Source organism: Stenotrophomonas sp. ZAC14A_NAIMI4_1 (genome assembly GCF_003086915.1).
Classification (GTDB): Bacteria; Pseudomonadota; Gammaproteobacteria; order Xanthomonadales; family Xanthomonadaceae; genus Stenotrophomonas.
Genome location: NZ_CP026002.1, coordinates 3,737,034 through 3,758,780 on the forward strand (window position 1 = coordinate 3,737,034; position 21,747 = coordinate 3,758,780).

Here is a 21,747-nt window from a genome sequence, read left to right on the forward strand (position 1 = left end):
CGGCTGGCGGGCTGCATCATCGGCTGGACTCGGCAGTGACCTGCCGGAACATGACGCTGCATGATCAAGCCCGACAAGCCTGCCAACGAGGCCCAGCGCCTGGACGCGCTGTACCGCTACCGCATCCTCGATTCGCAGCGCGAGAAGTCCTTCGATGACCTGGTGGTCATCGCCAAGGCGGTATGCGGTACGTCGATGGCCGCCGTCACCCTGATCGACGTTGAACGGCAGTGGTTCAAGTCGATCCAGGGCATCGACGCCACCGAGAACCTGCGCAGCGAATCGATGTGCGGCCACGCCATCCTGCAGCCGCGCGAGCTCATGGTGGTGGAGGATGCGCAGCAGGACATCCGCTTCCACGACAACCCGGTGGTGACCGGCGATCCGCACGTGCGTTTCTACGCCGGTGCGCCGCTGATCAGCAGCGACGGCCTGCCGCTGGGCACGCTGTGCGTGTTCGATCCCACCCCGCAGCACCTGGCCCCGGACAAGGCCGAGGCGCTGGCCGCGCTGTCACGCCAGGTCATGCTGGTGATGGAACTGCGCCGCTTCGCGCTGGATATCCAGAGCCACATGGTGCAGCGCGATGACTACGAGCGCCTGCTGTCCGAGTACCACGACGTGCTGCTGGCGCAGAACGCCGACCTGACCGAACAGAGCCGCACCGATGCGCTGACCGGGCTGCCGAACCGGCGCGCGATGGCCGCTGCCCTGCAGGACGCGGTGGCCAGCGCCGATGGCCAGCCGCGGCAGACCTGCGTGGCCCTGGTGGACATCGACCACTTCAAGCACATCAACGATTTCCAGGGCCATGCCACCGGCGACCGGGTACTGGCCGAACTGGGCGTGCTGCTGCGTTCGCACTTCGCCGGCCGCGGCCTGGCCGCGCGCTATGGCGGCGAGGAATTCGTGGCGCTGATGCCGGACGTGGACCTGCGCACCGCCGAGCTGCAATGCGAGTTCCTGCGCATGGCGGTGGCTGACCTGCCACTGGGTTTCCCGGTGACGGTCAGCATCGGCGTGGCCCAGCACCAGGCCGGCGAAACCACCGACCAGACCCTGGCGCGCGCCGACGCGGCGCTGTACCGGGCCAAGGCCAACGGACGCGACCGGGTGGAGCTGGCGCCGTAGAGTCGAGCTTGCTCGACTGCTTCTGCTCTTCTGTAGAGCCAAGCCATGCTTGGCTGATTCTCGCGGAGAACAGTCGAGCATGGCTCGACTCTACAAAAGCGCCTTACTCGGCGATGTTGCGCGCCTCGGCCGTGCCCAGGATCTCCGGATGCTGCACCGGCTTGCGGCGGTTCAGCAGCGGATGCAGGAACACCGCACCGACGATGATCGCCACGCCCAGGTAGAACCACGGCGTCACTTCATGCTGCTCACGCAGCAGCACCACCGCCAGCAGCACGGCATAGACGGGCTCCAGGTTGGTCACCAGCTGCACGGTATAGGCGCTCAGATGGCGCAGCGCGACCAGCGCCAGGGCGAACGGCAGCAGCGTGCAGGCGCCCGCCAGCACCAGCAGCAGGATGCCATCGTGCAGGTCGGGCACCACCCACAGGGGGCTGGCCAGCGCCGGCAGCAGGTACGGCAGCACCGGCGCCAGCAGGGTGAGGGTGAGGGTGCCGGCGCCCAGTTCCAGCGCGGTCACCGTCAGCGGATCGGCATGGCTGACCATGCGCTTGTTGAGCGAGCCGAACACCGCCACCAGCAGCGCCGACAGTGCGCCGACCAGCATGCCCATGCGCATGCCATCGGGCACGCCGCCGACCACCAGGGCCACGCCCGGCAGCACCGCCAGGCCGAAGGCCAGCTCGCGCACCTGGAAGGGCCGCTTGGCCACCCACGGTTCGATGATGGAGGTGAACACCGGCGCCAGTGCGATGCAGGTGGCGGCCACCGAGGCATTGGCCAGCTTCACCGCGCCATAGAACGTCAGCCAGTGCAGGGCGACCAGCGCACCGATGCCGGCATAACCGGCCACCAGCCGCAGCGGCAGGGTGCGCAGCCCGCGCCAGACCCGCGGCAGCAGGGCCAGCATGGCCACCACCAGCAGCATGCGCCACCACACCAGCGGCAGCGCCGGCAGGGTGATCAGCTTGCCGAGGATGGCGGTGACGCCCCACAACAGGACACAGAAATGGATCTGCCAGAGCGCTTTGCGGGTGTCGGGGGTCGTCATCCGTGTATTGTGCGGCAAGCGCAGGGCGGCCGGCGATGCCGGTGGCCTGCCCGCTGCATCCTGTCCCTGGAGCCCGTGCATGCCTGCCGACCGTTCGCTGCTGCGGGGCTGGGCCGCGCTGACCGCGCTGGTCGCCGCCGCGTCACTGCTGCTGCAGTACCTGTTGCTGGTCACCGGCCCCGGCGGCAGCGCCGGCATTGCCGCGGCGACCCTGCGCTTCTTCGGCTACTTCACCATCCTCAGCAACCTGGTGGTGTGCGTGGGCTGCCTGTGGCTGGCGTCGGGACGAGCGCTGCGGGCGACCCCGGCGGCGGTGCTGGCGCTGTGCATTGGCGTGACCAGCCTGGTCTATGCGGTGGCCCTCCAGGGGCTGTGGCAGCCCACCGGCCTGCAATGGTGGGTCGACATGGGCCTGCACTACGCGGTGCCGCTGCTGTACCTGGGTGGCTGGCTGCTGCTGTTGCCGCACGGGCACCTGCGCTGGCGCGCGCTGGGCAGGGTGCTGCTGGTGCCGGTGGCCTACCTGGGCTGGGCGATGGCGGTGGCCGCCATGCTGGGCCAGGCACCGTACCCGTTCCTGGAATGGCAACGGATCGGTGCAGCGGCATTCGCGCTCAACGTGCTGCGGGTGGCCGGCGTGTTCGTGCTGGGCTGGAGCCTGCTGTGGGCGCTGGATCGCTGGCGCCGTCGCTGAGCCGCTGCAGGGCCATCGCCGCCGCCGGGTTGCGTGCCTTGCCCGCGCCGATGCACAGCAGGTAGACCTCGCGTGGCTGCGGCATGGCGGGCTCGGCGAGGCAGGGCAGGTCGTCCACGGGTTCGCCGCGTGACCAGCGCTGCGCGCGTTCAGCCCAGCGCTGCTGCTGCGGGCGTGGCAGGCCCTCGCGCAGGCGCGCCTGGCTGCGCTTGATGCGCGCGTAGACGAAGCCGGCGCTGACATCGCCGTGCAACGGTGCCTCGTCGCTGTCTTCGATCACCAGGGCCACGCCATGGCGGCGCGCGGCGGCCACCAGCTCCGGCCCGTGCACCTGCGCGTTGCGCACTTCCAGCGCGTGCTGCAGCGGCACGCCCTGCAGGGTCTGCGGCAGCGCAGCCATCAGTGCTTCCAGTGCCACCGCGTCAGCGGGGTGCCTGGGGTCGAACTGCCACAGCAATGGACCCAGCCGGTCACCCAGTGCCAGCGCGGCCTGCAGGAAGGGTGCGGCCGCTTCGACGGTGGACGACAGATCGCGGCGCTGCACGAGGTAGCGCGGCGCCTTCATTGAAAAGCGGAAGCCATCCGGCGTCTGTGCAGCCCACTGCGCGCACTGCGCTTCGGTGGGTGTGCGGTAGAAGGTGCCGTTGATCTCGATGCAGCGCAGAGCGTGGCTGGCGTGGGCCAGCTCTTCGCGCTGCGGCAGGCCGTCGGGGTAGAACACCCCGCCGCGCCACGCCGGAAACACCCAGCCGCCAATGCCGCAACGGATCGCTGCGGCTGTCACTGGCCGTGGTCCGCGCGCCAGGGATCGTAGCTGCCGAACCACCACAGGTAGCCTTCCGGATCGGCGCAGGCGTAGCCCCTGCCGCCGTAGTCCTGGTCGGCGATGTCGATGACGATGCGCGCGCCGGCGGCCTTGGCCCGCGCGTAGTGGGCGTCGGCATCGGGAACGATGACGCACGCGCTCTGCGTCTGCCGCCCATCGACCTCGTCGGGCATCACCGCCAGCTTCGACCATTCACCGCTGTTGCTGGCCGAGCCGAGCATGACCATGCCCTGGCCGAACACCAGCTGCGCGTGGAAGACCGTTTCGCCTTCGGCGTACACCGCCTGCGCATGGAAGCCGAACGCGCGCTGCAGCCAGTCGATGGCGGACAGTGCGTTGCGGTAGCGCAGGCACGGGATGATGGTGGAACCGGTGCTGGATGGATCGCTGTGGGCCATGACACCCCTCCTATGGCACAGGGCAGGATCGGCCGCTGGCCGTTACCATCGCGCGAAACCCCGGTGATGGCCTGCACACGGCCGCAACCCCCGTTCGGAGATGGTGCTGGATGAACAACTGGATTGGAGGCGCCGTGCTGCTGGCCTGCGCGACGATGGCACATGCCGCTGAAACCGCGCCGACCCCGGCGCAGCTGCAGGACCTGGATGCGACCGTCGAGCGCGTGCGCGCGCAGTTCGACGTGCCCGGCGTGGCCGTGGCCGTGGTCAAGGACGGCAAGGTGGTGCTGGAGCGCGGCTGGGGCGTGCGTGAACTGGGCAAGCCGGCGCCCGTGCAGGCCGACACCCTGTTCGCCATCGCGTCCAACACCAAGGCGTTCACCGCTACCTCGCTGAACCTGCTGGCCGAGGACGGCAAGCTGAAGATGGACGACAAGGTGATCGACCACCTGCCGTCGTTCCGCATGTCCGACCCGTTCGTGACCGGGCAGATGACCCTGCGCGACCTGCTTTCGCACCGCAGCGGCCTGAGCCTGGGGGCAGGCGACCTGCTGTTCTGGCCGACCACGTCCTACAGCAATGCCGAGGTGGTGCAGCGGCTCGGCCAGGTGCCGCTGAAGGGTGGTTTCCGCGAGCGCTACGCTTACGACAACATCCTCTATGCGGTGGCCCAGCAGGTCATCGAGAAGGTGTCGGGCATGAGCTACCAGCAGTTCCTGCAGACGCGCATCTTCGACAAGGTGGGCATGGCCGGCACGCGCTACAACGCCGACCACCTGCAGGCCGGTGACAACGCGGCGATCGGCCATGCCAAGTACGATTTCAAGGACCTGCGCACGGTCGCGCCGCTGACCTGGTCGAACAACGCCGGTGCCGGCGGCATCTATTCCAGCGCACATGACATGGCGCGCTGGATGCAGGTGCAGCTGGCCGAGGGCACGCTGGCCGACGGTACGCCGCTGTTCAGTGCCAAGACCCAGAAAGAGATGTGGCAGATGATCACGCCGCAGGCCATCGCGGCGCCGAGCGTGCCCGAGCTGGAGCCGGCGCGCGCCAACTTCGCCGGTTACGGCGAGGGCTGGAGCCTGAGCGACTACCGCGGGCAGAAGCTGGTCTGGCACACCGGTGGCTGGCCGGGCATGGTTTCGCGCCTGACCCTGGTGCCGGGGCACAAGCTGGGCGTGGTGGTGCTGACCAACCAGGAAGCGGGCGCGGCATTCAATGCCATCACCCTGAGCGTGCTCGATGCCTACCTGGGCGGCGAAAAGCACGACTGGGTGGACGCCTATGCCAATGGCGTGGCCAAGGGGCAGGACAAGGCTGATGAAGCCTGGGCCAAGCACCAGGCCGAGCGCGCCAAGGGCAGCACGCCGTCGCTGCCGCTGGCGCGCTATGCCGCCACGTACCGCGACCGCTGGTATGGCGACATGGTGGTGTCTGCAGAGGGCAAGGGCCTGCGTCTGCGTTTTGCCAAAACGGCGCAGTTGAGCGGCCGCCTGGAGCACTGGCAGCACGACACGTTCATCGTGCGCTGGGATGACCGCTCGCTCAACGCCGATGCCTTCGTCAACTTCAGCCTGGACCCGGACGGCAAGGTGCGCGAAGTGCGCATGCAGCCGATCTCGGACCTGACCGATTTCAGCTTCGACTTCCAGGACCTGCTGTTCACCCCGGTCAAAGAGTAACGGTCGTGCCGGCCGCTGGCCGGCATGACCACGAACCCGGGCCATGCCCGGCGAACGCCGGGAACACACCGGCCATGGGATAATCCCCGCGCTGATCTGGCGAGGGAATGTGATGTTTCGTTGGTTTGAATCCCTGATTCCGGTGTTCCCGCCCGTGGACGGCCGCATGCCGCCGCAGAAGGTGCTGCCGTTCTACCTGCACTACCTGCGCCCGGTGTGGCCGGTGCTGCTGGCCACCCTCATCGCCGGCCTGCTGCTGGCGCTGGTGGAAGTGGCGATGTTCGATTACCTGGGCCGCATCGTCGACATGGTCGCCGAGCAGCCCGGTGCCGGTTTCTTCCAGCGCCATGCCAACGAACTGGGTTGGATGCTGTTCATCACGGTCATCGCGCGGCCGATCCTGGTCGGCCTGCACAACCTGCTGGTCAACCAGGCCATCGTGCCCGGGCTGAGCAACCGCTCGCGCTGGCTGATGCACAACTACGTGGTGCGGCAGAGCCTGAGCTTCTTCCAGAACGACTTTGCCGGCAGCGTCGCCAACCGGGTGATGCAGACCGGCACCTCGCTGCGCGAATCGGCCGTGCAGATGGTCGATTCGCTCTGGTACATCGTGGTCTACACCGGCACCGCGCTCTACCTGTTCGCGCAGGCGGACTGGCGCCTGATGGTGCCGCTGATCCTGTGGCTGCTGGCCTACGCGGTGATCCTGGCCTACTTCGTGCCGCGCGCGAAGGAACGGGCCTGGATTGCGTCGGAGGCACGTTCCAAGGCGATGGGCCGCATCGTCGATGGTTACACCAACATCCCCACGCTGAAGCTGTTCGCCCACGGCGGGCGCGAGCAGACCTACGTGGCCGAGTCGATCCAGGAGCTGGCGGTCAAGCACCGCGCGCAGACCCGCATCACCACCGGCATGGACCTGACCATCGCCATCGTCAACGGCTTCCTGATTGCCGGTACCTGCGGCCTGGCGCTGTGGCTGTGGAACGGCGGGCACATCACGGTGGGCGCGATCACCCTGGCCACCGGCCTGGTCATCCGCATCCACAACATGTCCGGCTGGATCATGTGGACCATCAACGGCATCTTCGAGGACATCGGCACGGTGCAGGATGGCATCACCACCATCGCCCAGCCGCTGACCGTGCAGGACCGCGAAGACGCCGTGCCGCTGCAGGTGGCCCACGGTGGCGTGCACTTCCAGGACATCCACTTCCACTACGGCAAGAAGGGCGGGGTGATCGCCGGGCTGGACCTGGTGGTGAAGCCCGGCGAGAAGATCGGCCTGGTCGGTCCGTCCGGTGCCGGCAAGTCGACCCTGGTCAACATCCTGCTGCGCCTCTACGACCTGGAAAGCGGACGCATCCTGATCGACGGCCAGGACATCGCCCACGTCACCCAGGAAAGCCTGCGCCAGCAGATCGGCGTGGTCACCCAGGACACCTCGCTGCTGCATCGCTCGATCCGCGACAACCTGCTGTACGGCCGCCCCGACGCGACCGATGAGCAGCTGCGCGCGGCCGTGGCCAAGGCACGTGCCGAAGCCTTCATCGACACGCTGGTGGACGGGCAGGGGCGCCGTGGCTATGACGCGCATGTCGGCGAGCGCGGCGTGAAGCTGTCCGGTGGCCAGCGCCAGCGCATCGCCATCGCCCGCGTGCTGCTGAAGGACGCGCCGATCCTGGTGCTGGACGAAGCCACCTCGGCGCTGGATTCGGAAGTGGAAGCGGCGATCCAGGACAGCCTGGACGAGCTGATGGGCGGCAAGACGGTCATCGCCATCGCGCACCGCCTGTCGACCATCGCGCGCATGGACCGGCTGGTGGTGATGGACCAGGGCCGTATCGCCGAAACCGGCACCCATGCCGAACTGATCGCCGCCGGTGGGCTGTACGCGCGCCTGTGGGCGCGGCAGACCGGTGGGTTCGTGTCCGCCGATCAATGATGGGATCGGGGTCGGAGCCCTCCCTGCGGGAGGGATCCGACCCCAGCCATGCATCCCTTGGGGTCAGATCCCTTTCCGCAGGAATGGGCTCTGACCCCAGCATGTTTCCGGAGACCTGCATGATCCGTTCTCTACGCCCCCTGGTGCTGGCGCTGGCACTGGTCGCCACGACCGCAGCCGCTGCATCGCCATCAGTGGAAGGCGAAGCCCTCGAGCAGGTCGTCCTGCTCAGCCGCCACAACCTGCGCGCACCGCTGGTGTCTTCGGGCGCGCTGGCCGACGCCACGCCACACGCGTGGGCCACCTGGGACGTTGCCGCCGGCGAGCTGAGCACCAAGGGCGGCGTACTGGAGGTCTACCTGGGCCGCTACCTCGGCCAATGGCTGCGCCAGCAGCAGGTACTGCCGGCAACGGGTTGCCCGCAGGAGGGCGATTTCCACGCGCTGGCCAACGGCCTGCAGCGCACCCAGGCCACCGCGCAGTTCTTCGTTGCCGGGGCGTTTCCAGGCTGCCACGTCACGGTGCAACAGCGCAGGCCGCTGGGCACGATGGACCCGCTGTTCGACCCGGTGATCCACCGCGACGACGCCGGCTTCCAGCGCCGCGCGCTGCGGGCCATGCAGAAGGCCGAATCGCAGGCACGGCTGGGCCCGGACCTGCAGGTCGTCGAGGGCGTGGTGGAACACGCATCCTCGCCAGCCTGTGCCGGGCGCAGCCCGTGCGCGCTGCAGGCCGGCGACAGCCGTTTCCGCGTCGAAGCGGGCAGGGAGCCGGGGGCCTCCGGTTCATTGTCGCTGGCCAACGGCATGGTCGATGCGCTGCTGATGCAGGACTACCAGAATGGCAGCGGAACACCGGCAGGCTGGGGCCGCGTGCACGGCGACGCCCAGTGGCAGGCCCTGGCGCGGGTCCGCAACGGCTACCAGGACATCCTGTTCGGCACCCCGGAGGTGGCACGCGACGTGGCCGCGCCGCTGCTGTCGCACATTGATGGCCTGTTCGCCGATCCGCAGTCGCCGAAGGTGAGCCTGCTGGTCGGCCACGATTCCAACATCGGCGCCGTGCTGGCGGCATTGGGTGCCGCGGATTACACGCTGCCGGGCCAGCTTGAGAAAACACCGATCGGCGGTCTGCTGCAGTTCGAGCGCTGGCGCGTGCACAGCGGCGAAGCGCGCTACCGGCTGGTGTATGTCTATCCCACCCGCATGCAGTTGCGTGATGCGCTGCCGTTGAGTGATGCACAGCCGCCCGGACGGGTGGAGCTGGCGCTGCCCGGATGTGGGCAGGACGGATGCAGTGACGTGCAGTTCAAGCGCCTGCTGCATCGCGCGGTGGATTGAATGCCATCCGCGCCATGCGTGGATGGGGTGCAGTAGATCCACGCCATGCGTGGATGAACCCATCCGCGTTGCGGACCAACGGTCCGCACCCACCACCGGAGTGCAGTAGATCCACGCCATGCGTGGATGAACCTATCCGCAGTGCGGACCAACGGTCCGCACCCACCACCGGGGTGCAGTAGATCCACGTCATGCGTGGATGAGCCTATCCGCAGTGCGGACCAACGGTCCGCACCCACCACCGGAGTGCAGTAGATCCACGCCATGCGTGGATGAGCCTGTCCGCAGTGCGGACCAACGGTCCGCACCCACCACCGGGGGCAGTAGATCCACGCCATGCGTGGATGAACCCATCCGCAGTGCGGACCAACGGTCCGCACCCACCACCGGAGTGCAGTAGATCCACGCCATGCGTGGATGAACCTATCCGCAGTGCGGACCAACGGTCCGCACCCACCTTTTCCAACTCACGCCTGATCGATCACTCGATCGGCTGGTCCAGCATCAGCTGCCGTGCGAAGCGCACCGGCGGCGCGCCGTAGGACAGCATCTGGTCGTGGTAGGCCTTCAGGTTGAACTTGTCGCCCAGCTTGTCCTGCATCGCCTTGCGGGTGTCGAAGTGTTCCTGCGCACCGACGAAGTAGGTCGGCAGCTGCGCCGAGGTCAGCTGCGCGCGCACCCACTTGCCCGAGGCTTCGCTTTCCTGCTGGAACGCGTCGTGGGTCATCAGGTGCATCGCCTTCTCGCGATCCCAGTTGTCCACGTGCACGCCCTGGTCGAGGATCGCGTTGGAGATCGTGCGCAGGTAGAACTTCAGCTGCACCAGGTGGAACAGCGGGTCGTTGTCGAGGTAACCCTGCTCCTGCATCATGCGCTCGGTGTAGACCGCCCAGCCTTCGGCAAACAGGCCCGAACGCAGTACCGCACGCAGGGTCGACGGGAACTTGGCCGAGTGCCAGCCTTCCAGGTAATGACCCGGCGTGCCTTCGTGGATGCTCAGCAGGTGGATCATGCGCGAGTTGTACTCACGCAGGAACGAATCGACCTGCTTGTCGCTCCAGTCGTCCGGAATCGGCGAGACGGCGTAGAAGGTCTTCAGGTTCTTGTCCAGCGGGCCCGGCGAATCGCAGTAGGCCACGGCCACGCCGCGCTGGAACTCGGGCATCAGGATGATGTCCACCGGCGCATCGGGCAGGGTCATCAGGTCGTGTTCGCGCACGAACGCGGTGGACTGCTCCAGCGCGGCCTTGGCATCGTCGACCACCTTGTCGCGCGCCGGCTTGTCGGCGTACGCCAGCTCCAGCGCGGCCTCGATGGCCTTCTGCTGCTGCTCGTCGGTCGGCTGCGCCGGCATCTCCGGTGCGCCCGGCTTGTCCTTCAGCACGGTCTGCGCGATGCCGTACATGTCCTCGCGCACGCGCTTGAGTTCGGCGCGTGCACGCTCGCCGATCTCCTGGCGCGACAGCGAGGAATTCAGCGCGAACTTCAGCTTCTGGTCGTACTTTTCCGCACCGATGCGGAAGTCACCCTTGGCGTTCGGCACCAGGGTCTTGTCGAGCCAGGCCTGCTGTTCGTCCACGGCCTTCTTCAGGCCGTCGATGGCAGCCTGCAGGCGCTGCTGGTCGGCCTGCGGCAGTTCGCCGATATGCGGGGTGATGAAGGTATCGACGATGCTGAGGATGCCCTTGTTCTGCTTGGCCACCGTCTCGGCGTGGATCTTCGGCACGCGTGCCGGGTCGAGGTTCTCGCGGGCCTGGGCGAAGATCGCCGGCAACTTTTCCATGCGCGCGGTGGCCGACTTCAGGCGGTCGGGCAGCGGTGCGAACTCGCGGGCCATCAGGCCGTACAGCGCGCTGCCGGCCAGGCCGTTGTAGAGCTGCGGGTCCCACTTGCCGGACTGCAGCACCTCGCTGTTCCAGATTTCCGACTCCAGCTGGTTGCGCAGGATCGCCGCGTCAACCTGGTTCTCGCGGCCCAGCTTGGCCACGTCGATCTTGTCCAGCTCGGCGAGCAGGCCCTTGTACGCGTCCACGGTCTTCTGCTGGCCGGCCGCGCTCAGGTCGTCGATCTCGCTGTCATAGCGGTGGTCGCCGATCTGGGTGGCGCTGACCGGGGACAGCTGCATCCAGGTGTCCAGCGCACGCTTGGACAGGTCGGCGAAGGCGGCATCGACCGCCGCGTCGCCGGCCTGCTGGCTGGCGGCCGGGGTGGAACCGTTGGTCGGGGCGTCAGCCGGCTGGCAACCGGCCAGGGCGGCGACCAGGGCAAGGGCAAGGAGATGCGGGCGCATCGGCGTTCCTGTACTGGGATCAATCCCCGAGCATAGGGCGCGCGGGGCGCTTTGTCCCCCTGCCATAGGATTACCATGGGCGCTGGCAGGAATCCCACGCCCCAGGAGGGCAACGAGATGCAGGTTCAAGGAAGAAGCGTTTTCCCCGGGCGGGGCGCGATGATCGCGCTGTTGGCACTGGTGGTCCTGGCAGGCGCCAGCTGCGCCAACAAGGAGCGCGCACCCGGTGGTGGCGCGCCCGCACCCATGGCCGCGATCAAGCAGGGCGAGGGTCAGTTCCTGGCCTACACCCACGAGGTCCGCGTTGAACTGGACGGCGAACGCATCGGCCCGCGCCTGCAGGCCCTGGTGGAGTCCTGCCAGAAGGCCCAGTTTGGTGACTGCACGCTGCTGGAGATGAGCGAAGGCGATTACACGCCACGCCCCGACGCGCTGCGTCACGAGGCGCGCATCCGCGTCCGTCTCGCGCCCGACGGGGTGGGGCCGTTCATTGCACTGGCCGGCCGCGACGGGCACGTTGCCAACCGGTCCACAGATGCGGAAGACCTTGCCGAGCAGGTGGCCGACACCCGCCGCACGCAGGACCGCCTGCAGCGCGAATACGAAAAGCTGTCGGTGATGCAGCAGCGGGCCGACGTCAAGGTGGCCGACCTGCTGGCCATCTCGCAGCGCATGTCGGAAATCGAGGCCGGCCTGGAAGCCGCCAACCGCGAGGCTGCACAGCAGCGCCGCCGCATCGATACGCAGCTGGTGACCGTGCAGCTGGAACCGCCGTCGGGCGAAACCGGGCGCAGCGAGATCGGCGCTGCGGTACGCGACTTCGGCGGCGTGTTCACCAGCAGCGTGGCCTTCGTCATCCGCGCTGTTGCGGCACTGGTGCCCGTGGGCGTGGTGCTGTGGCTGCTGGGCTGGGTGGGGCTGGCGCTGTGGCGCAGGCGGCGCCGCAAGGCGTAAGCGCCGGCAACGGGTAACGGGTAACGGGTAACGGGTAACGCCGGGCCAGGCCCGGCGAAGCCCTCAGCCCTCGTCGGTCTCGTACTCGACGAACACGTCCAGTTCCAGTGCCAGTTCCTGCACCGCATCGCGCACCTTCTGCGCGGTGCTTTCGTTGCCGACTTCCACTTCCAGTTCGTGGATGCCCGGGCCGATGTCATCGGACAGGCCGGCCGAGCTGGAATCATCGTCGTCCATGTGCGGCATCAGGTCGTCGGTTTCTTCGACATGTTCGATGCCTTCCAGGCCCAGCAGCAGGTCGCTGATGGCGCGGGCGTCGTCTTCGGTTCCGGTGATGCGCAGTCGCAGCATTGGCATGGCGGGTACACAGAGTGGGGTTGCCTGCAGCCTAGCCAGCGAAGGGAAAAGACCGGGTGAGGGCGCAGTCAGCCGGCCGTGGGCGGGCGCCCCAGCAGGCTGTCGGGCAGGGCGGGGATGGGCGTGCGCTCGTCCTGCGCCTGGGCCAGCAGCCAGTCGATGAACACGCGTGCGGCCGGGCTGGGCGGCTGCGCTTCGGCATGCACCACGTAGTAGGCGTAGCGCGCTTTCAGTGCCGGGCCGGGCAGGCGCACCACTTCATAGCGCTGCAGGTAGGGCTGGGCGACGTGGGTACGCGCCAGCACCGCGCCCATGCCGTACACCGCCGCGCGCATCGCATCGGTGCTGTCGGCGAAAGTGTGCATGGGCGGCAAGGGCGAGGGCGGCCGCACGCCGGCATGGCGGAACCAGTCGCGCCAGCCCTGCGGCGAGAGATCGGTCAGCAGGGGCAGGTCGGCGATGCGCGCGGGGTCCTGCAGTGCTTCCACCCCAGGCAGGGCCGGTGAGGCCACCGGGAACAGGTTGTCGTCCATCAGGTGCTGCGCATGCAGGCCCGGCCACTGGCCCAGCCCGTAGCGGATGCCGACCTCCGGCCCGTTCTCGTCGTAGCGGTCCAGGCCGCTGCCGGTGTGCAGCTCGATGCGGATGTGCGGGTGCGCCTGGGTGAAGCGCGGCAGGCGTGGCAGCAGCCAGCAGTACGACAGCGAGCGCAGGGTGGTGATGCGCAGCGGCACGCTGTCCGCATCCGGTTGCAGGTGGTGGGCGACGGCGGCGACATCGGTGAACGCGGCACTGGCGGCGTCGGCCAGCTGCCGGCCCTCGGCGGTCAGGCGCACCCCGCGCGCATGGCGCAGGAACAGGCGCACCTCCAGCACCTCCTCCAGGCGGCGCACGTGGTGGCTGACCGCGCTGGCAGTCAGGTGCAGCTCCTGGGCGGCCTGTGCGAAGTTCTGGTGGCGCGCGGCCACCGCGAACACGGCCAGTGCGGGGAGCAGGGAAGGGCGTAGCTGCATGTCGAGCCTCAAACCATATTTGTGGCTGGCAGCGATACTACGCGCTTGTGCAGCGGGCGTCTGCGGACGATCCTGTCGGCCCAGACACAGCGCAGGCGCAGGACGGAGGCAGGGCATGAACGCGGTACCGCAGGTGGCTGAGCGCGATTGGCGCACCCCATTGGAGCTGACCCTGCTGGGTGCGATCTGGGGCTGCTCGTTCCTGTTCATGCGCGTGGCCGTGCCCTCGTTCGGCCCATTCGCGCTGGTGGAGGTGCGGCTGGTGCTGGGCGCGCTGGTACTGATGCCGTTCCTGTGGCGTGCCCGCGCGCAGTTCCCGCCGCGCCGCTGGCTGTGGCTGGCGCCGATCGGCCTGATCAACTCAGCGCTGCCGTTCGTGCTGTTCGCCTATTCGGCCGAGCAGGCGCCAGCGGCCATCGGCGCCATCTGCAACGCGATGACGGTGCTGTTTGCCGCGTTGATCGCCTTCCTGTTCTTCGGCGAGAAGATCGGCGTGCGCCGTGCCGGCGCGCTGCTGGTCGGGTTTGCCGGTGTGGTGGTGCTGGCCACGGCCAAAGTGTCCGGCCTGAGCATCGGCATGGCGGTGCTGGCCGGCGCGGCCGCCTCGCTGCTGTACGGCCTCGGCGTGAACCTGGTGAAGCGGCACATGACCGGCCTGCCATCGGCTGCAGCGGCGGCGGCAACGCTGGGCTGTGCCTCGCTGTGGATGCTGCCGATGGCGGTGACGCATTGGCCGCAGGCCGCAATTCCGGGCAAGGCCTGGGGCGCAGCGATCGCGCTGGGCGTGGCGTGCACCGGCCTGGCCTTCCTGATGTTCTACCGTCTGATCGGCCGCATCGGCCCCTCGCGCGCGTCGACGGTGACCTATCTGATTCCGCTGTTCGGCGCCGCATTCGCGTGGCTGTTCCTCGACGAACCGGTGACCCTGCAGATGCTGATTGCCGGCGGCCTGATCCTCGGCAGCGTGGCCGTCAGCCAGAAGGGCTGACGGCTCTGCAGTAGATCCACGCCACGCGTGGATGCTCTCCGCTGCGCTCGCCGGGCATGGCCCGGCGCTACCGCACCGGCACCGGAATATTGCACAGGTCGATATGCCCGGCCGGGCGCTTGTAGAAGTCATCCACGCGGTTGCGGCGTGCTTCCACCGTATCGGCGAAGGTCTTCGAATCGGTGCGCAGCACCTGGATCGGCGTGCGCTCGGCTGCGGGCACATCGCTCGCCCGGCGGATCGAGACGATCGGCGTGCGCAGCTTCGGGTCTTCATAGAAGCCCATCGGCGCCGGCCCGCGCGGGATCGCGCTGAGCAGTTCCATGCCCTTCAGCACGCGGCCGACCAAGGTGATGTTGCGGTCCAGCTGGCGCGGCGACTGCCCGGTCACCACGTACAGTTCGGCGCCGATGCTGCTGTCTTCTTCATTGCTGCGGCCGGCACCGAGCATGCCGTAGCAGTGTGCCAGCCAGGCCTTGCCGGCCTGCGGATCCTGGCCCACCGGGAAGCCCTCGACGAAACCGGTCTGCGCTGCCCAGCCATCTCGGTCGGGCAGCACGCCCACCTTCAGGCCGGCGCTGGCGCGCTCGAATTCGGCCGGCAACTTGCGCGCGGCGCTGCCGAACGGCTTGGCCTTGGCCGCGTCATCGGCGTCGGCATCGCCGAACTGCACCACGAAATTGTCCTGCGAGCGGTAGATGCTGGTGCCATCCCAGAAGTGCTCATGGGCGAAGGTCTGGATGTTGGCCACATGGCGCGGAGCAAACTGCGGCGCGAGCTCGATGATGACCCGCCCGGCCGGCAGGTCCATGTACAGCAGGTTGGCCGGGTCCGGCGTGCGCCAGTCGCTGGCCGCCGACGCATCGAGGATCTGCTGCGGGCTGCGGTACGGCGTGGCCGCGCTGGCCAGGGCGGGCAGCAGGCAGGCGAGGGCAAGGGCGGTCAGGGCAAGGCGACGGCGGTGCGACATGGGAACCCCGGAACATGAACGAGGCCTCGATTCTGCGCGACGAGATACCGTATCGCCAAGTGACATGCGGGGCATTCGCGTCAGCCTGCGCGCCGCCTTTTGGGACGATCCAATCGGTCTGGCATCAGCGTTTATCTTTCTTCTGCAATTAGACCAGAGTAATGGCCGAAGATAGGAACAGGCTCATAGTTGTCTGTTGGATCATGCGTAGTTGAAGACTCTTCCAGATGATGAGGCGAGAAAGTCTCCCTGGTTATCGTGAGCCGCCCATCTTCATTGAAGAGGTAGCTGGTTCCTTCTGCAATGCTGTCACTTTTCTCAGCGAACGTTCTATGTACCGCCATGCTCAGGAACAGATTTCCCGGTGCTACCTGCTGGAACTGATACGTCAGGCGCTCCCTTAGATGTTCATCCAGAAAGTCGACGCCAATCATTTCTTTGTCCAACAGCACATCGACAATTGCTGATGGCGTGGTGGGGGAGCCAACGAGAACCGTGTAGCGAGCCTGGCTCTCATGTCTCGATCTGGCCTCGGATTCACTGATTATGTTTCGCGCGGACTTCTTCGCAGAAAACCAGAAGTCGCAATAGTGAAGCTCTGTCATAAGTGGGCATTCCCGGGATCATCTTGCTTGCAGAGGCTGGATCAGACGCTGCGCTCTCGAAAGCCGACGGTATGCCGCGGCTCGAAGAGGGGCAAGCAAGCGAACGGGCGTCCCGGCCAAGTGGTCAGTCGCCCCACACCAACCGGCAGGGTGACTAACGACACATTCGCTATACCGGACTTCGCACTACTGTTGACTCCAACATAGTGGAGGGCCGGTCATGACCGAAGACGACGTCCACCTGAAGAAGTTCCAGAAGGAGCTCAGCGCCGGAACGGTGTCGCTGGCCCTGCTGGCGGTGCTGGCCCGGGCGGGGGAGCCCCTGTACGGGTACCTCATCGCCAAGGAGCTGGAGCGCGTGGGTGAGGGCGTGCTGAGTGGCAAGCAGAGCGCGCTGTACCCGGTGCTGCGCAACCTGGAGGGTGCCGGCCTGCTCGAGAGCCATGTCGAGCCGTCCAGCAGCGGGCCACCGCGCCGCTACTACCGCATCAATGAACGTGGCCACGAAGTGCTGGCGCAGTGGCGCCAGGCCTGGCAGGCCACCCGCGATTCCGTCGATTCCGTGTTGGAGGGGGTACCGCAATGAACGAGCAGAACCTGGCAGGCACTGGCCTGCCCACCACGATCACCCAGTACCTGGCGCAGCTGCGTGCGGCGCTGCAGGGCGCCGACGCGGCGATGGTGCAGGACGCCCTGTACGACGCCGAGGAATACCTGCGTTCCGAACTGGCCGCACAGCCGGGCCGCAGCGAAGCCGAGGTGATCGCCGATGTCGCCGGCAGCTACGGCGCACCGGCGGAAGTGGCGGAGATCTACCGCGAAACCGAGGTGACCGTGAACCGCGCGCTGCGCACGCCGCGTGCCGACACCAGCCCGGTGCTGCGCGCCGCCGCCGAAGCCAGCGGCGTGGCACCAGCCGCGCCGACACCCGCACCGGTGCAGCGTTCGCTGGCGGCACGCTTCTTCGGCGTGGTGATGGATCCGCACACCTACGGCGCACTGTTCTACATGCTGCTGTCGCTGGCCACGGGCACCTTCTTCTTCACCTGGGTGGTGACCGGCCTGTCGCTGTCGCTGGGCCTGATGATCCTGATCATCGGCATACCGCTGACCGTGCTGTTCTTCGGCTCGGTGCGTGGGCTGGCCTTGCTGGAAGGGCGCCTGGTGGAAGCGCTGCTGGGCGAGCGCATGCCGCGCCGGCCGCGCTACACCGACCGCAGCCGCACGTGGCTGCAGCGCATCGGCGATATGTTCACCGACGGCCGCACCTGGCTGACGCTGCTGTATTTCCTGCTGATGCTGCCGCTGGGCGTGGTCTACTTCACGATTGCGGTCACCCTGCTGTCGGTGTCGCTGGCCTTCATCTGGTCGCCGGTGGCGGCGCTGCTCGACCTGAGCGTGCCGAGCATCTACATCGACGGCACCAACGTGCTGCCGCTGGCTGCAACCCCGGTGCTGGCCGTGGTGGGCGCGCTGCTGCTGCTGCTGACGATGCACCTGGCCCGCGGCATCGGCAAGCTGCACGGTCTGCTGGCCAAGCACCTGCTGGTGCGGCTGTAAGCGCCTGGGGTCGGATCCCTGTTCGCAGAACAGGGCTCTGACCCCAAGTTCGATCACGCAGGGGTCAGAGCCCTTTCCGTTGGAAAGGGATCCGACCCCGGGCAGGGAATCAACCCGCCTTGCGCCGCAACGGGGTGACGTTGCTCTTCTTCTTCGTGGCCTTGGCAGCCGGTGCCTCGGCATGGGCGGCGAAGAAATCGCGCACCTTCGGGTACACCACTTCGCGCCAGCGGCGGCCGCTGAAGATGCCGTAGTGGCCGGCGCCTTCGACGATGAAATGCTCGCGGCGGTCAGCCGCGACGCCGGTGCACAGCGCCTGCGCGGCTTCGGTCTGGCCGAGGCCGGCGATGTCATCCAGCTCGCCTTCGATGCTCAGCAGCGCGGTATCGCGGATGGCCGACGGGTCGACCTTCTCGCCATTGACCACCCACTCGCCACGCGGCAGCAGGAAGTCCTGGAACACCACCGAAATGGTGTCGAGGTAGTACTTGGCCGGCATGTCCAGCACCGCGTTGTACTCGTCGTAGAACGTGCGGTGCGCGTCGGCGTCTTCCAGGTCGCCCTTGACCAGGTCGGTGTAGAAATCCCAGTGCGAACTGAAGTGGCGGCTGGGGTTCATCGACAGGAAGCCGGCGTGCTGCAGGAAGCCCGGGTACACGCGGCGGCCGGCACCGGGGTAGCTGGCCGGCACGGTGTGGATGACGTTGTTCTCGAACCACGACAGCGGGTTCTGCGTGGCCAGGTTGTTCACTGCGGTCGGGCTGCAGCGCGCATCGATCGGGCCACCCATCATCACCAGCGAGCGCGGGGTCGGCTCGCCACGGCTGGCCATCAGCGAAACCGCGGCCAGCACCGGCACCGTCGGCTGGCACACGCTCACCACGTGCAGGCGTTCGACGCCGAGGTGGCGGATGAATTCCTGGATGTAGGCGATGTAGTCGTCCAGCCCGAACTCACCTTCGCTGGCCGGCACCATGCGCGCATCCACCCAGTCGGTGACGTACACGCGGTGGTCGCGCAGCAGCGTGCGCACGGTATCGCGCAGCAGCGTGGCGTGGTGGCCCGACAGGGGCGCCACCACCAGCACGAACGGCTGGTTGAGCATCGTGTGCAGCTGGTCGGCTTCGTTGCTGTGGCGCTTGAAGCGCAGCAGCTTGCAGAACGGCTTGCTCACTTCCTCGTGCACGACGATCGGCACGCGCTCGCCTTCGACGTCGATTTCGTTGATGCCCCATTCGGGCTTCTCGTAATCCTTGCCGATGCGATGGAAGAGTTCATTGACCGCCGCCAGGCGATCAGCGCCCGGCATCTGCGACCACCAGTGGCCCTGGTTGGCGAAGAACTTGGCGTTGGCCTGGGCCTGGTGCACCCAGGGGGCGAGCAGGTTGCGGGTCAGTTCGTGTAGTTGATAGAGCATGACGACCGAATATGTATGGTCATATGTTGCCGCGCAGCATATCCCATCCGGGTGTCCCACAGGTTAAGTCGGGCAAAAATAATGAATCCGGATTCACATCTTTTCCAGCGCGGCGGCCTCGCTGGCCAAGCCCGGGCCCAGCCACAGGTGCGAACCGACGGCCTGCAGGCCCTGGCGGGCCAGCTCGCGGCGGTACCAGCGCGCCGGCCGGGCCTGGAAGCCCTCGTGGTCGCCGTCGAACGCATCCTCGGCGGCGAAGGTCTCCAGGAAGGCCACCCCGGCGGTCAGCTCGCCCACGCCGGCCAGGCCAGCGCGCAGTTCGCGGTCGGGCACGTAGTGCATCACGTCCGAGCACACCAGCAGGTCGACCGGGGCACAGGGCCGCAGCCAGGCGAAATCGCCGAAGCTGGCCATGTGCAGGTTGCGGGTGCGTCCGTAACGGCGCACAGCGTACTCGCTGCTGTCGAAGCCGAGGTATTGGACTTTTGGACGCAGCTTCAGCAGCGGCGCGCGCCAGGCGCCTTCGCCGCAGCCGATGTCGAGCACGCTGCGCACCGGCCGCTCCAGGTAGTACTCGGCGGTGGCCACGGCCAGGGCGACCTTGCGCGCCAGGCGGGCGCTGCCGCCGATATCGGCCCGGCGGTACCAGCGTTGGAAGTAGGCGGCGTCGTAGGTCTTGTCCATGGGGCAGGGCACGGTGATGAAAGCGGAGCGTAATAGTAGAGCCACGCCATGCGTGGCTGCGATGGTGCGGTGGGCAGCCATCCATGGGATGGCTCTACTGTGATGTGGCAATTGGCCGCGGCAGCCACCCACGGGGTGGCTCTACTGCGACAATGGGCGCCCATCACCGCCAGCCGCCGGAGCGAGCGCATGCAGAGCTACTACTGGGTCAAGACCTTCCACATCGTGTTCGTGGTGGCGTGGATGGCAACCGTGTTCTACCTGCCGCGCATCCTGGTGAACCTGGCCGAGACCGCGGGCCAGCCGGCGGTGGGCGAGCGCCTGCAGCTGATGGGCCTGCGCCTGTACCGTTTCGGCCATTCGATGTTCGGGCTGGCCTTCGTGCTGGGCCTGGTGCTGTGGCTGGGCTACAAGGTCATCCCGGATTTCCCGACCATGGTCGCACCCGGTGGCGCCGGCTGGCTGCACGCCAAGCTGGGCCTGGTGGTGCTGCTGCTGGTGTATTTCATCTGGACCGGGCGCCTGCTGAAGGGCGTGGCCAAGGGCCGCACGCTGCCGTCCTCGCGCGCGCTGCGCTGGATCAACGAGATTCCGCTGCTGGCCTTCATTCCGATTGTCTGGCTGGTGCTGGCCAAGCCGTTCTGAGGCGTGGATGCCGTCAACGCGCAAACGGAGAGAGCCGGGCATCTGCCCGGCTCTTTCGTTTCTGCAATCGCCTGCATGTTGCCGGCCAGCGGCCGGCACTACCAGGTTTGGCCAGCGGCCGGCACTACCGGGCTTATGCGGCTTCGTAGGTGCCGTAGCTGCGCAGGCGCGTGTAGCGGCGCTCCAGCAGCTGCTCGGTGGACAGGCCGTCCAGTGCTTCCAGCTCGTTCAGCAGCACGGCCTTCAGGCGCTTGGCCATCTGGGTCGGGTTGCGGTGGGCGCCGCCGGTCGGCTCACGCACCACCTTGTCGACCAGGCCCAGGCTCTTCAGGCGCGGCGCGGTCAGGCCCAGCTGCTCGGCAGCGTCCTTGGCCTTGCCGGCATCCTTCCACAGGATCGAGGCGCAGCCTTCCGGGGTGATGGTCGAGTACACCGCGTATTCCAGCATCACGGTGCGGTCGCCCACGCCCAGCGCCAGCGCGCCGCCGGAACCGCCTTCGCCGATCACCGTGCAGATCACCGGCACCTTCAGCTCGGCCATCTCCATCAGGTTGCGGGCGATCGCTTCGGACTGGCCGCGCGATTCGGCGTCGATGCCCGGCCAGGCACCGGCGGTGTCGATCAGGGTCAGCACCGGCAGGCCGAAGCGTTCGGCCATCTTCATCAGGCGCAGGGCCTTGCGATAGCCCTCCGGCTTGGGCATGCCGAAGTTGCGCTTGATCTTTTCCTTGGTGTCGCGGCCCTTCTGGTGGCCGATCACCATCACCGAACGGCCGTTGATGCGGGCCAGGCCACCCATGATGGCCTTGTCGTCGGCGAAGGCGCGGTCACCGGCCAGTTCCTGGAACTCATCGAAGATGATGCGCAGGTAATCGGCGGTGTACGGGCGCGACGGGTGGCGGGCCAGCTGCAGCACCTGCCAGGAGGTCAGGTTGCGGAAGATCTGCGCGGTGCGCAGGCGCAGCTTGTCCTGCAGGGCGTGAACCTCGGCCTCGACATTGACCGCCGGTCCGGCACTGGCGTTGCGCAGTTCCTGGATCTTGGCTTCCAGGTCGGCGATGGGTTGCTCGAAGTCGAGGTAGTTCGGATTCATCGGAAGCCGTCGTGTAAAGAAGAGGGGAATTCTAGCCGAATGCGCAGCAATGGCCCGTACGCCTTCGTCTGGAAGGCGACGGTACCCCAGCCGGGCAGGGG

General features: G+C 67.5%; 21 protein-coding genes. 10 read left to right on the plus strand and 11 right to left on the minus strand.

Annotated elements, in window-relative coordinates; all coding sequences use genetic code 11:
• The first annotated feature begins 60 nt into the window (after window positions 1-60).
• Window positions 61-1,131, plus strand: a complete 1,071-nt coding sequence (locus C1926_RS17100) for a sensor domain-containing diguanylate cyclase (RefSeq protein WP_108760021.1) — start codon at window positions 61-63, stop codon at window positions 1,129-1,131.
• A 103-nt stretch (window positions 1,132-1,234) separates the two neighbouring features.
• On the opposite strand, the gene C1926_RS17105 is transcribed toward C1926_RS17100, so the two are convergent.
• A complete protein-coding gene (locus C1926_RS17105; protein ID WP_108760022.1) occupies window positions 1,235-2,182 on the minus strand; it encodes a DMT family transporter in 948 nt (315 codons plus the stop codon).
• 79 nt (window positions 2,183-2,261) lie between these two features.
• Here C1926_RS17105 and C1926_RS17110 point away from each other — a divergent pair, with 79 nt between their 5' ends.
• On the plus strand, window positions 2,262-2,876 hold the full coding sequence (locus tag C1926_RS17110) for a Pr6Pr family membrane protein (RefSeq protein WP_108760023.1): 615 nt from the start codon (window positions 2,262-2,264) through the stop codon (window positions 2,874-2,876).
• On the opposite strand, the gene C1926_RS17115 is transcribed toward C1926_RS17110, so the two are convergent.
• On the minus strand, window positions 2,797-3,660 hold the full coding sequence (locus tag C1926_RS17115; protein WP_108760024.1) for a DUF72 domain-containing protein: 864 nt from the start codon (window positions 3,658-3,660) through the stop codon (window positions 2,797-2,799). The genes C1926_RS17110 and C1926_RS17115 overlap by 80 nt on opposite strands.
• Window positions 3,657-4,100, minus strand: coding sequence for a VOC family protein (locus C1926_RS17120; RefSeq protein ID WP_108760025.1), 444 nt, complete (start codon window positions 4,098-4,100; stop codon window positions 3,657-3,659). The genes C1926_RS17115 and C1926_RS17120 overlap by 4 nt, the downstream gene beginning before the upstream one ends.
• 110 nt (window positions 4,101-4,210) lie before the next feature.
• Here C1926_RS17120 and C1926_RS17125 point away from each other — a divergent pair, with 110 nt between their 5' ends.
• The 3 genes from C1926_RS17125 to agp all read left to right on the plus strand — a co-directional run bounded on the left by C1926_RS17125 (window position 4,211) and on the right by agp (window position 9,070).
• Window positions 4,211-5,785 (plus strand): serine hydrolase, encoded by a 1,575-nt coding sequence (locus C1926_RS17125; RefSeq protein WP_108760026.1) that lies wholly within the window; start codon window positions 4,211-4,213, stop codon window positions 5,783-5,785.
• 112 nt (window positions 5,786-5,897) lie between these two features.
• Window positions 5,898-7,730: a multidrug efflux ABC transporter SmrA gene (smrA, locus tag C1926_RS17130; RefSeq protein ID WP_108760027.1), complete on the plus strand. Its 1,833-nt coding sequence runs from the start codon at window positions 5,898-5,900 to the stop codon at window positions 7,728-7,730.
• Window positions 7,731-7,849: 119 nt separating this feature from the next.
• On the plus strand, window positions 7,850-9,070 hold the full coding sequence (agp, locus tag C1926_RS17135) for a bifunctional glucose-1-phosphatase/inositol phosphatase (protein ID WP_108760747.1): 1,221 nt from the start codon (window positions 7,850-7,852) through the stop codon (window positions 9,068-9,070).
• Between the two features lie 481 nt (window positions 9,071-9,551).
• Here agp and C1926_RS17140 read toward each other — a convergent pair whose 3' ends face one another.
• Window positions 9,552-11,360 (minus strand): DUF885 domain-containing protein, encoded by a 1,809-nt coding sequence (locus C1926_RS17140; RefSeq protein WP_108760028.1) that lies wholly within the window; start codon window positions 11,358-11,360, stop codon window positions 9,552-9,554.
• 159 nt (window positions 11,361-11,519) lie between these two features.
• On the opposite strand from C1926_RS17140, the gene C1926_RS17145 reads away from it, so the two are divergent.
• Complete coding sequence (locus tag C1926_RS17145) at window positions 11,520-12,314, plus strand: DUF4349 domain-containing protein (protein WP_108760029.1); 795 nt, start codon at window positions 11,520-11,522, stop codon at window positions 12,312-12,314.
• A 63-nt stretch (window positions 12,315-12,377) separates the two neighbouring features.
• On the opposite strand, the gene C1926_RS17150 is transcribed toward C1926_RS17145, so the two are convergent.
• A complete protein-coding gene (locus tag C1926_RS17150) occupies window positions 12,378-12,671 on the minus strand; it encodes a hypothetical protein (RefSeq protein WP_079221233.1) in 294 nt (97 codons plus the stop codon).
• Between the two features lie 68 nt (window positions 12,672-12,739).
• Window positions 12,740-13,684, minus strand: coding sequence for a LysR substrate-binding domain-containing protein (locus C1926_RS17155; protein ID WP_108760030.1), 945 nt, complete (start codon window positions 13,682-13,684; stop codon window positions 12,740-12,742).
• 115 nt (window positions 13,685-13,799) lie between these two features.
• Between C1926_RS17155 and C1926_RS17160 the strand changes: the two genes are divergently transcribed.
• Window positions 13,800-14,672 carry a DMT family transporter gene (locus C1926_RS17160; protein WP_108760031.1) on the plus strand — a complete coding sequence of 291 codons (873 nt, stop codon included), beginning with the start codon at window positions 13,800-13,802 and terminating at the stop codon, window positions 14,670-14,672.
• 67 nt (window positions 14,673-14,739) lie between these two features.
• Here C1926_RS17160 and C1926_RS17165 read toward each other — a convergent pair whose 3' ends face one another.
• Both C1926_RS17165 and C1926_RS21585 read right to left on the minus strand, forming a co-directional pair.
• Window positions 14,740-15,642: a peptidylprolyl isomerase gene (locus C1926_RS17165; protein ID WP_108760032.1), complete on the minus strand. Its 903-nt coding sequence runs from the start codon at window positions 15,640-15,642 to the stop codon at window positions 14,740-14,742.
• 131 nt (window positions 15,643-15,773) lie between these two features.
• Entirely contained in the window at window positions 15,774-16,247 is a 474-nt protein-coding gene (locus C1926_RS21585; protein ID WP_159095135.1) for a lytic transglycosylase, read from the minus strand.
• Window positions 16,248-16,467: 220 nt separating this feature from the next.
• Between C1926_RS21585 and C1926_RS17170 the strand changes: the two genes are divergently transcribed.
• Both C1926_RS17170 and C1926_RS17175 read left to right on the plus strand, forming a co-directional pair.
• Entirely contained in the window at window positions 16,468-16,833 is a 366-nt protein-coding gene (locus C1926_RS17170; protein ID WP_079221238.1) for a PadR family transcriptional regulator, read from the plus strand.
• The gene (locus C1926_RS17175; RefSeq protein ID WP_108760033.1) at window positions 16,830-17,807 is read left to right on the plus strand and encodes a sensor domain-containing protein; all 978 of its coding nucleotides are present in this window, start codon (window positions 16,830-16,832) and stop codon (window positions 17,805-17,807) included. Before C1926_RS17170 ends, C1926_RS17175 begins: the two co-directional genes overlap by 4 nt.
• Before the next feature lie 109 nt (window positions 17,808-17,916).
• Here C1926_RS17175 and phaZ read toward each other — a convergent pair whose 3' ends face one another.
• Window positions 17,917-19,224, minus strand: coding sequence for a polyhydroxyalkanoate depolymerase (gene phaZ / locus C1926_RS17180; protein WP_108760034.1), 1,308 nt, complete (start codon window positions 19,222-19,224; stop codon window positions 17,917-17,919).
• Window positions 19,225-19,317: 93 nt separating this feature from the next.
• Entirely contained in the window at window positions 19,318-19,908 is a 591-nt protein-coding gene (locus tag C1926_RS17185; RefSeq protein ID WP_108760035.1) for a class I SAM-dependent methyltransferase, read from the minus strand.
• Window positions 19,909-20,097: 189 nt separating this feature from the next.
• Here C1926_RS17185 and C1926_RS17190 point away from each other — a divergent pair, with 189 nt between their 5' ends.
• The gene (locus tag C1926_RS17190) at window positions 20,098-20,553 is read left to right on the plus strand and encodes a CopD family protein (protein WP_079221242.1); all 456 of its coding nucleotides are present in this window, start codon (window positions 20,098-20,100) and stop codon (window positions 20,551-20,553) included.
• A gap of 133 nt (window positions 20,554-20,686) precedes the next feature.
• On the opposite strand, the gene C1926_RS17195 is transcribed toward C1926_RS17190, so the two are convergent.
• A complete protein-coding gene (locus C1926_RS17195) occupies window positions 20,687-21,646 on the minus strand; it encodes an acetyl-CoA carboxylase carboxyltransferase subunit alpha (protein ID WP_079221243.1) in 960 nt (319 codons plus the stop codon).
• Between the last annotated feature and the right edge of the window lie 101 nt (window positions 21,647-21,747).

Coding starts and splice junctions, on each gene's coding strand:
- C1926_RS17120 (WP_108760025.1), bottom strand. CDS start 4,100: ATGGCCCACAGCGATCCATCCAGCACCGGTTCCACCATCATCCCGTGC.
- C1926_RS17170 (WP_079221238.1), top strand. CDS start 16,468: ATGACCGAAGACGACGTCCACCTGAAGAAGTTCCAGAAGGAGCTCAGC.
- C1926_RS17100 (WP_108760021.1), top strand. CDS start 61: ATGATCAAGCCCGACAAGCCTGCCAACGAGGCCCAGCGCCTGGACGCG.
- C1926_RS17155 (WP_108760030.1), bottom strand. CDS start 13,684: ATGCAGCTACGCCCTTCCCTGCTCCCCGCACTGGCCGTGTTCGCGGTG.
- C1926_RS21585 (WP_159095135.1), bottom strand. CDS start 16,247: ATGACAGAGCTTCACTATTGCGACTTCTGGTTTTCTGCGAAGAAGTCC.
- C1926_RS17150 (WP_079221233.1), bottom strand. CDS start 12,671: ATGCCAATGCTGCGACTGCGCATCACCGGAACCGAAGACGACGCCCGC.
- C1926_RS17185 (WP_108760035.1), bottom strand. CDS start 19,908: ATGGACAAGACCTACGACGCCGCCTACTTCCAACGCTGGTACCGCCGG.
- C1926_RS17165 (WP_108760032.1), bottom strand. CDS start 15,642: ATGTCGCACCGCCGTCGCCTTGCCCTGACCGCCCTTGCCCTCGCCTGC.
- C1926_RS17160 (WP_108760031.1), top strand. CDS start 13,800: ATGAACGCGGTACCGCAGGTGGCTGAGCGCGATTGGCGCACCCCATTG.
- C1926_RS17125 (WP_108760026.1), top strand. CDS start 4,211: ATGAACAACTGGATTGGAGGCGCCGTGCTGCTGGCCTGCGCGACGATG.
- C1926_RS17175 (WP_108760033.1), top strand. CDS start 16,830: ATGAACGAGCAGAACCTGGCAGGCACTGGCCTGCCCACCACGATCACC.
- C1926_RS17105 (WP_108760022.1), bottom strand. CDS start 2,182: ATGACGACCCCCGACACCCGCAAAGCGCTCTGGCAGATCCATTTCTGT.
- C1926_RS17110 (WP_108760023.1), top strand. CDS start 2,262: ATGCCTGCCGACCGTTCGCTGCTGCGGGGCTGGGCCGCGCTGACCGCG.
- C1926_RS17140 (WP_108760028.1), bottom strand. CDS start 11,360: ATGCGCCCGCATCTCCTTGCCCTTGCCCTGGTCGCCGCCCTGGCCGGT.
- smrA (WP_108760027.1), top strand. CDS start 5,898: ATGTTTCGTTGGTTTGAATCCCTGATTCCGGTGTTCCCGCCCGTGGAC.
- C1926_RS17190 (WP_079221242.1), top strand. CDS start 20,098: ATGCAGAGCTACTACTGGGTCAAGACCTTCCACATCGTGTTCGTGGTG.
- phaZ (WP_108760034.1), bottom strand. CDS start 19,224: ATGCTCTATCAACTACACGAACTGACCCGCAACCTGCTCGCCCCCTGG.
- agp (WP_108760747.1), top strand. CDS start 7,850: ATGATCCGTTCTCTACGCCCCCTGGTGCTGGCGCTGGCACTGGTCGCC.
- C1926_RS17195 (WP_079221243.1), bottom strand. CDS start 21,646: ATGAATCCGAACTACCTCGACTTCGAGCAACCCATCGCCGACCTGGAA.
- C1926_RS17145 (WP_108760029.1), top strand. CDS start 11,520: ATGATCGCGCTGTTGGCACTGGTGGTCCTGGCAGGCGCCAGCTGCGCC.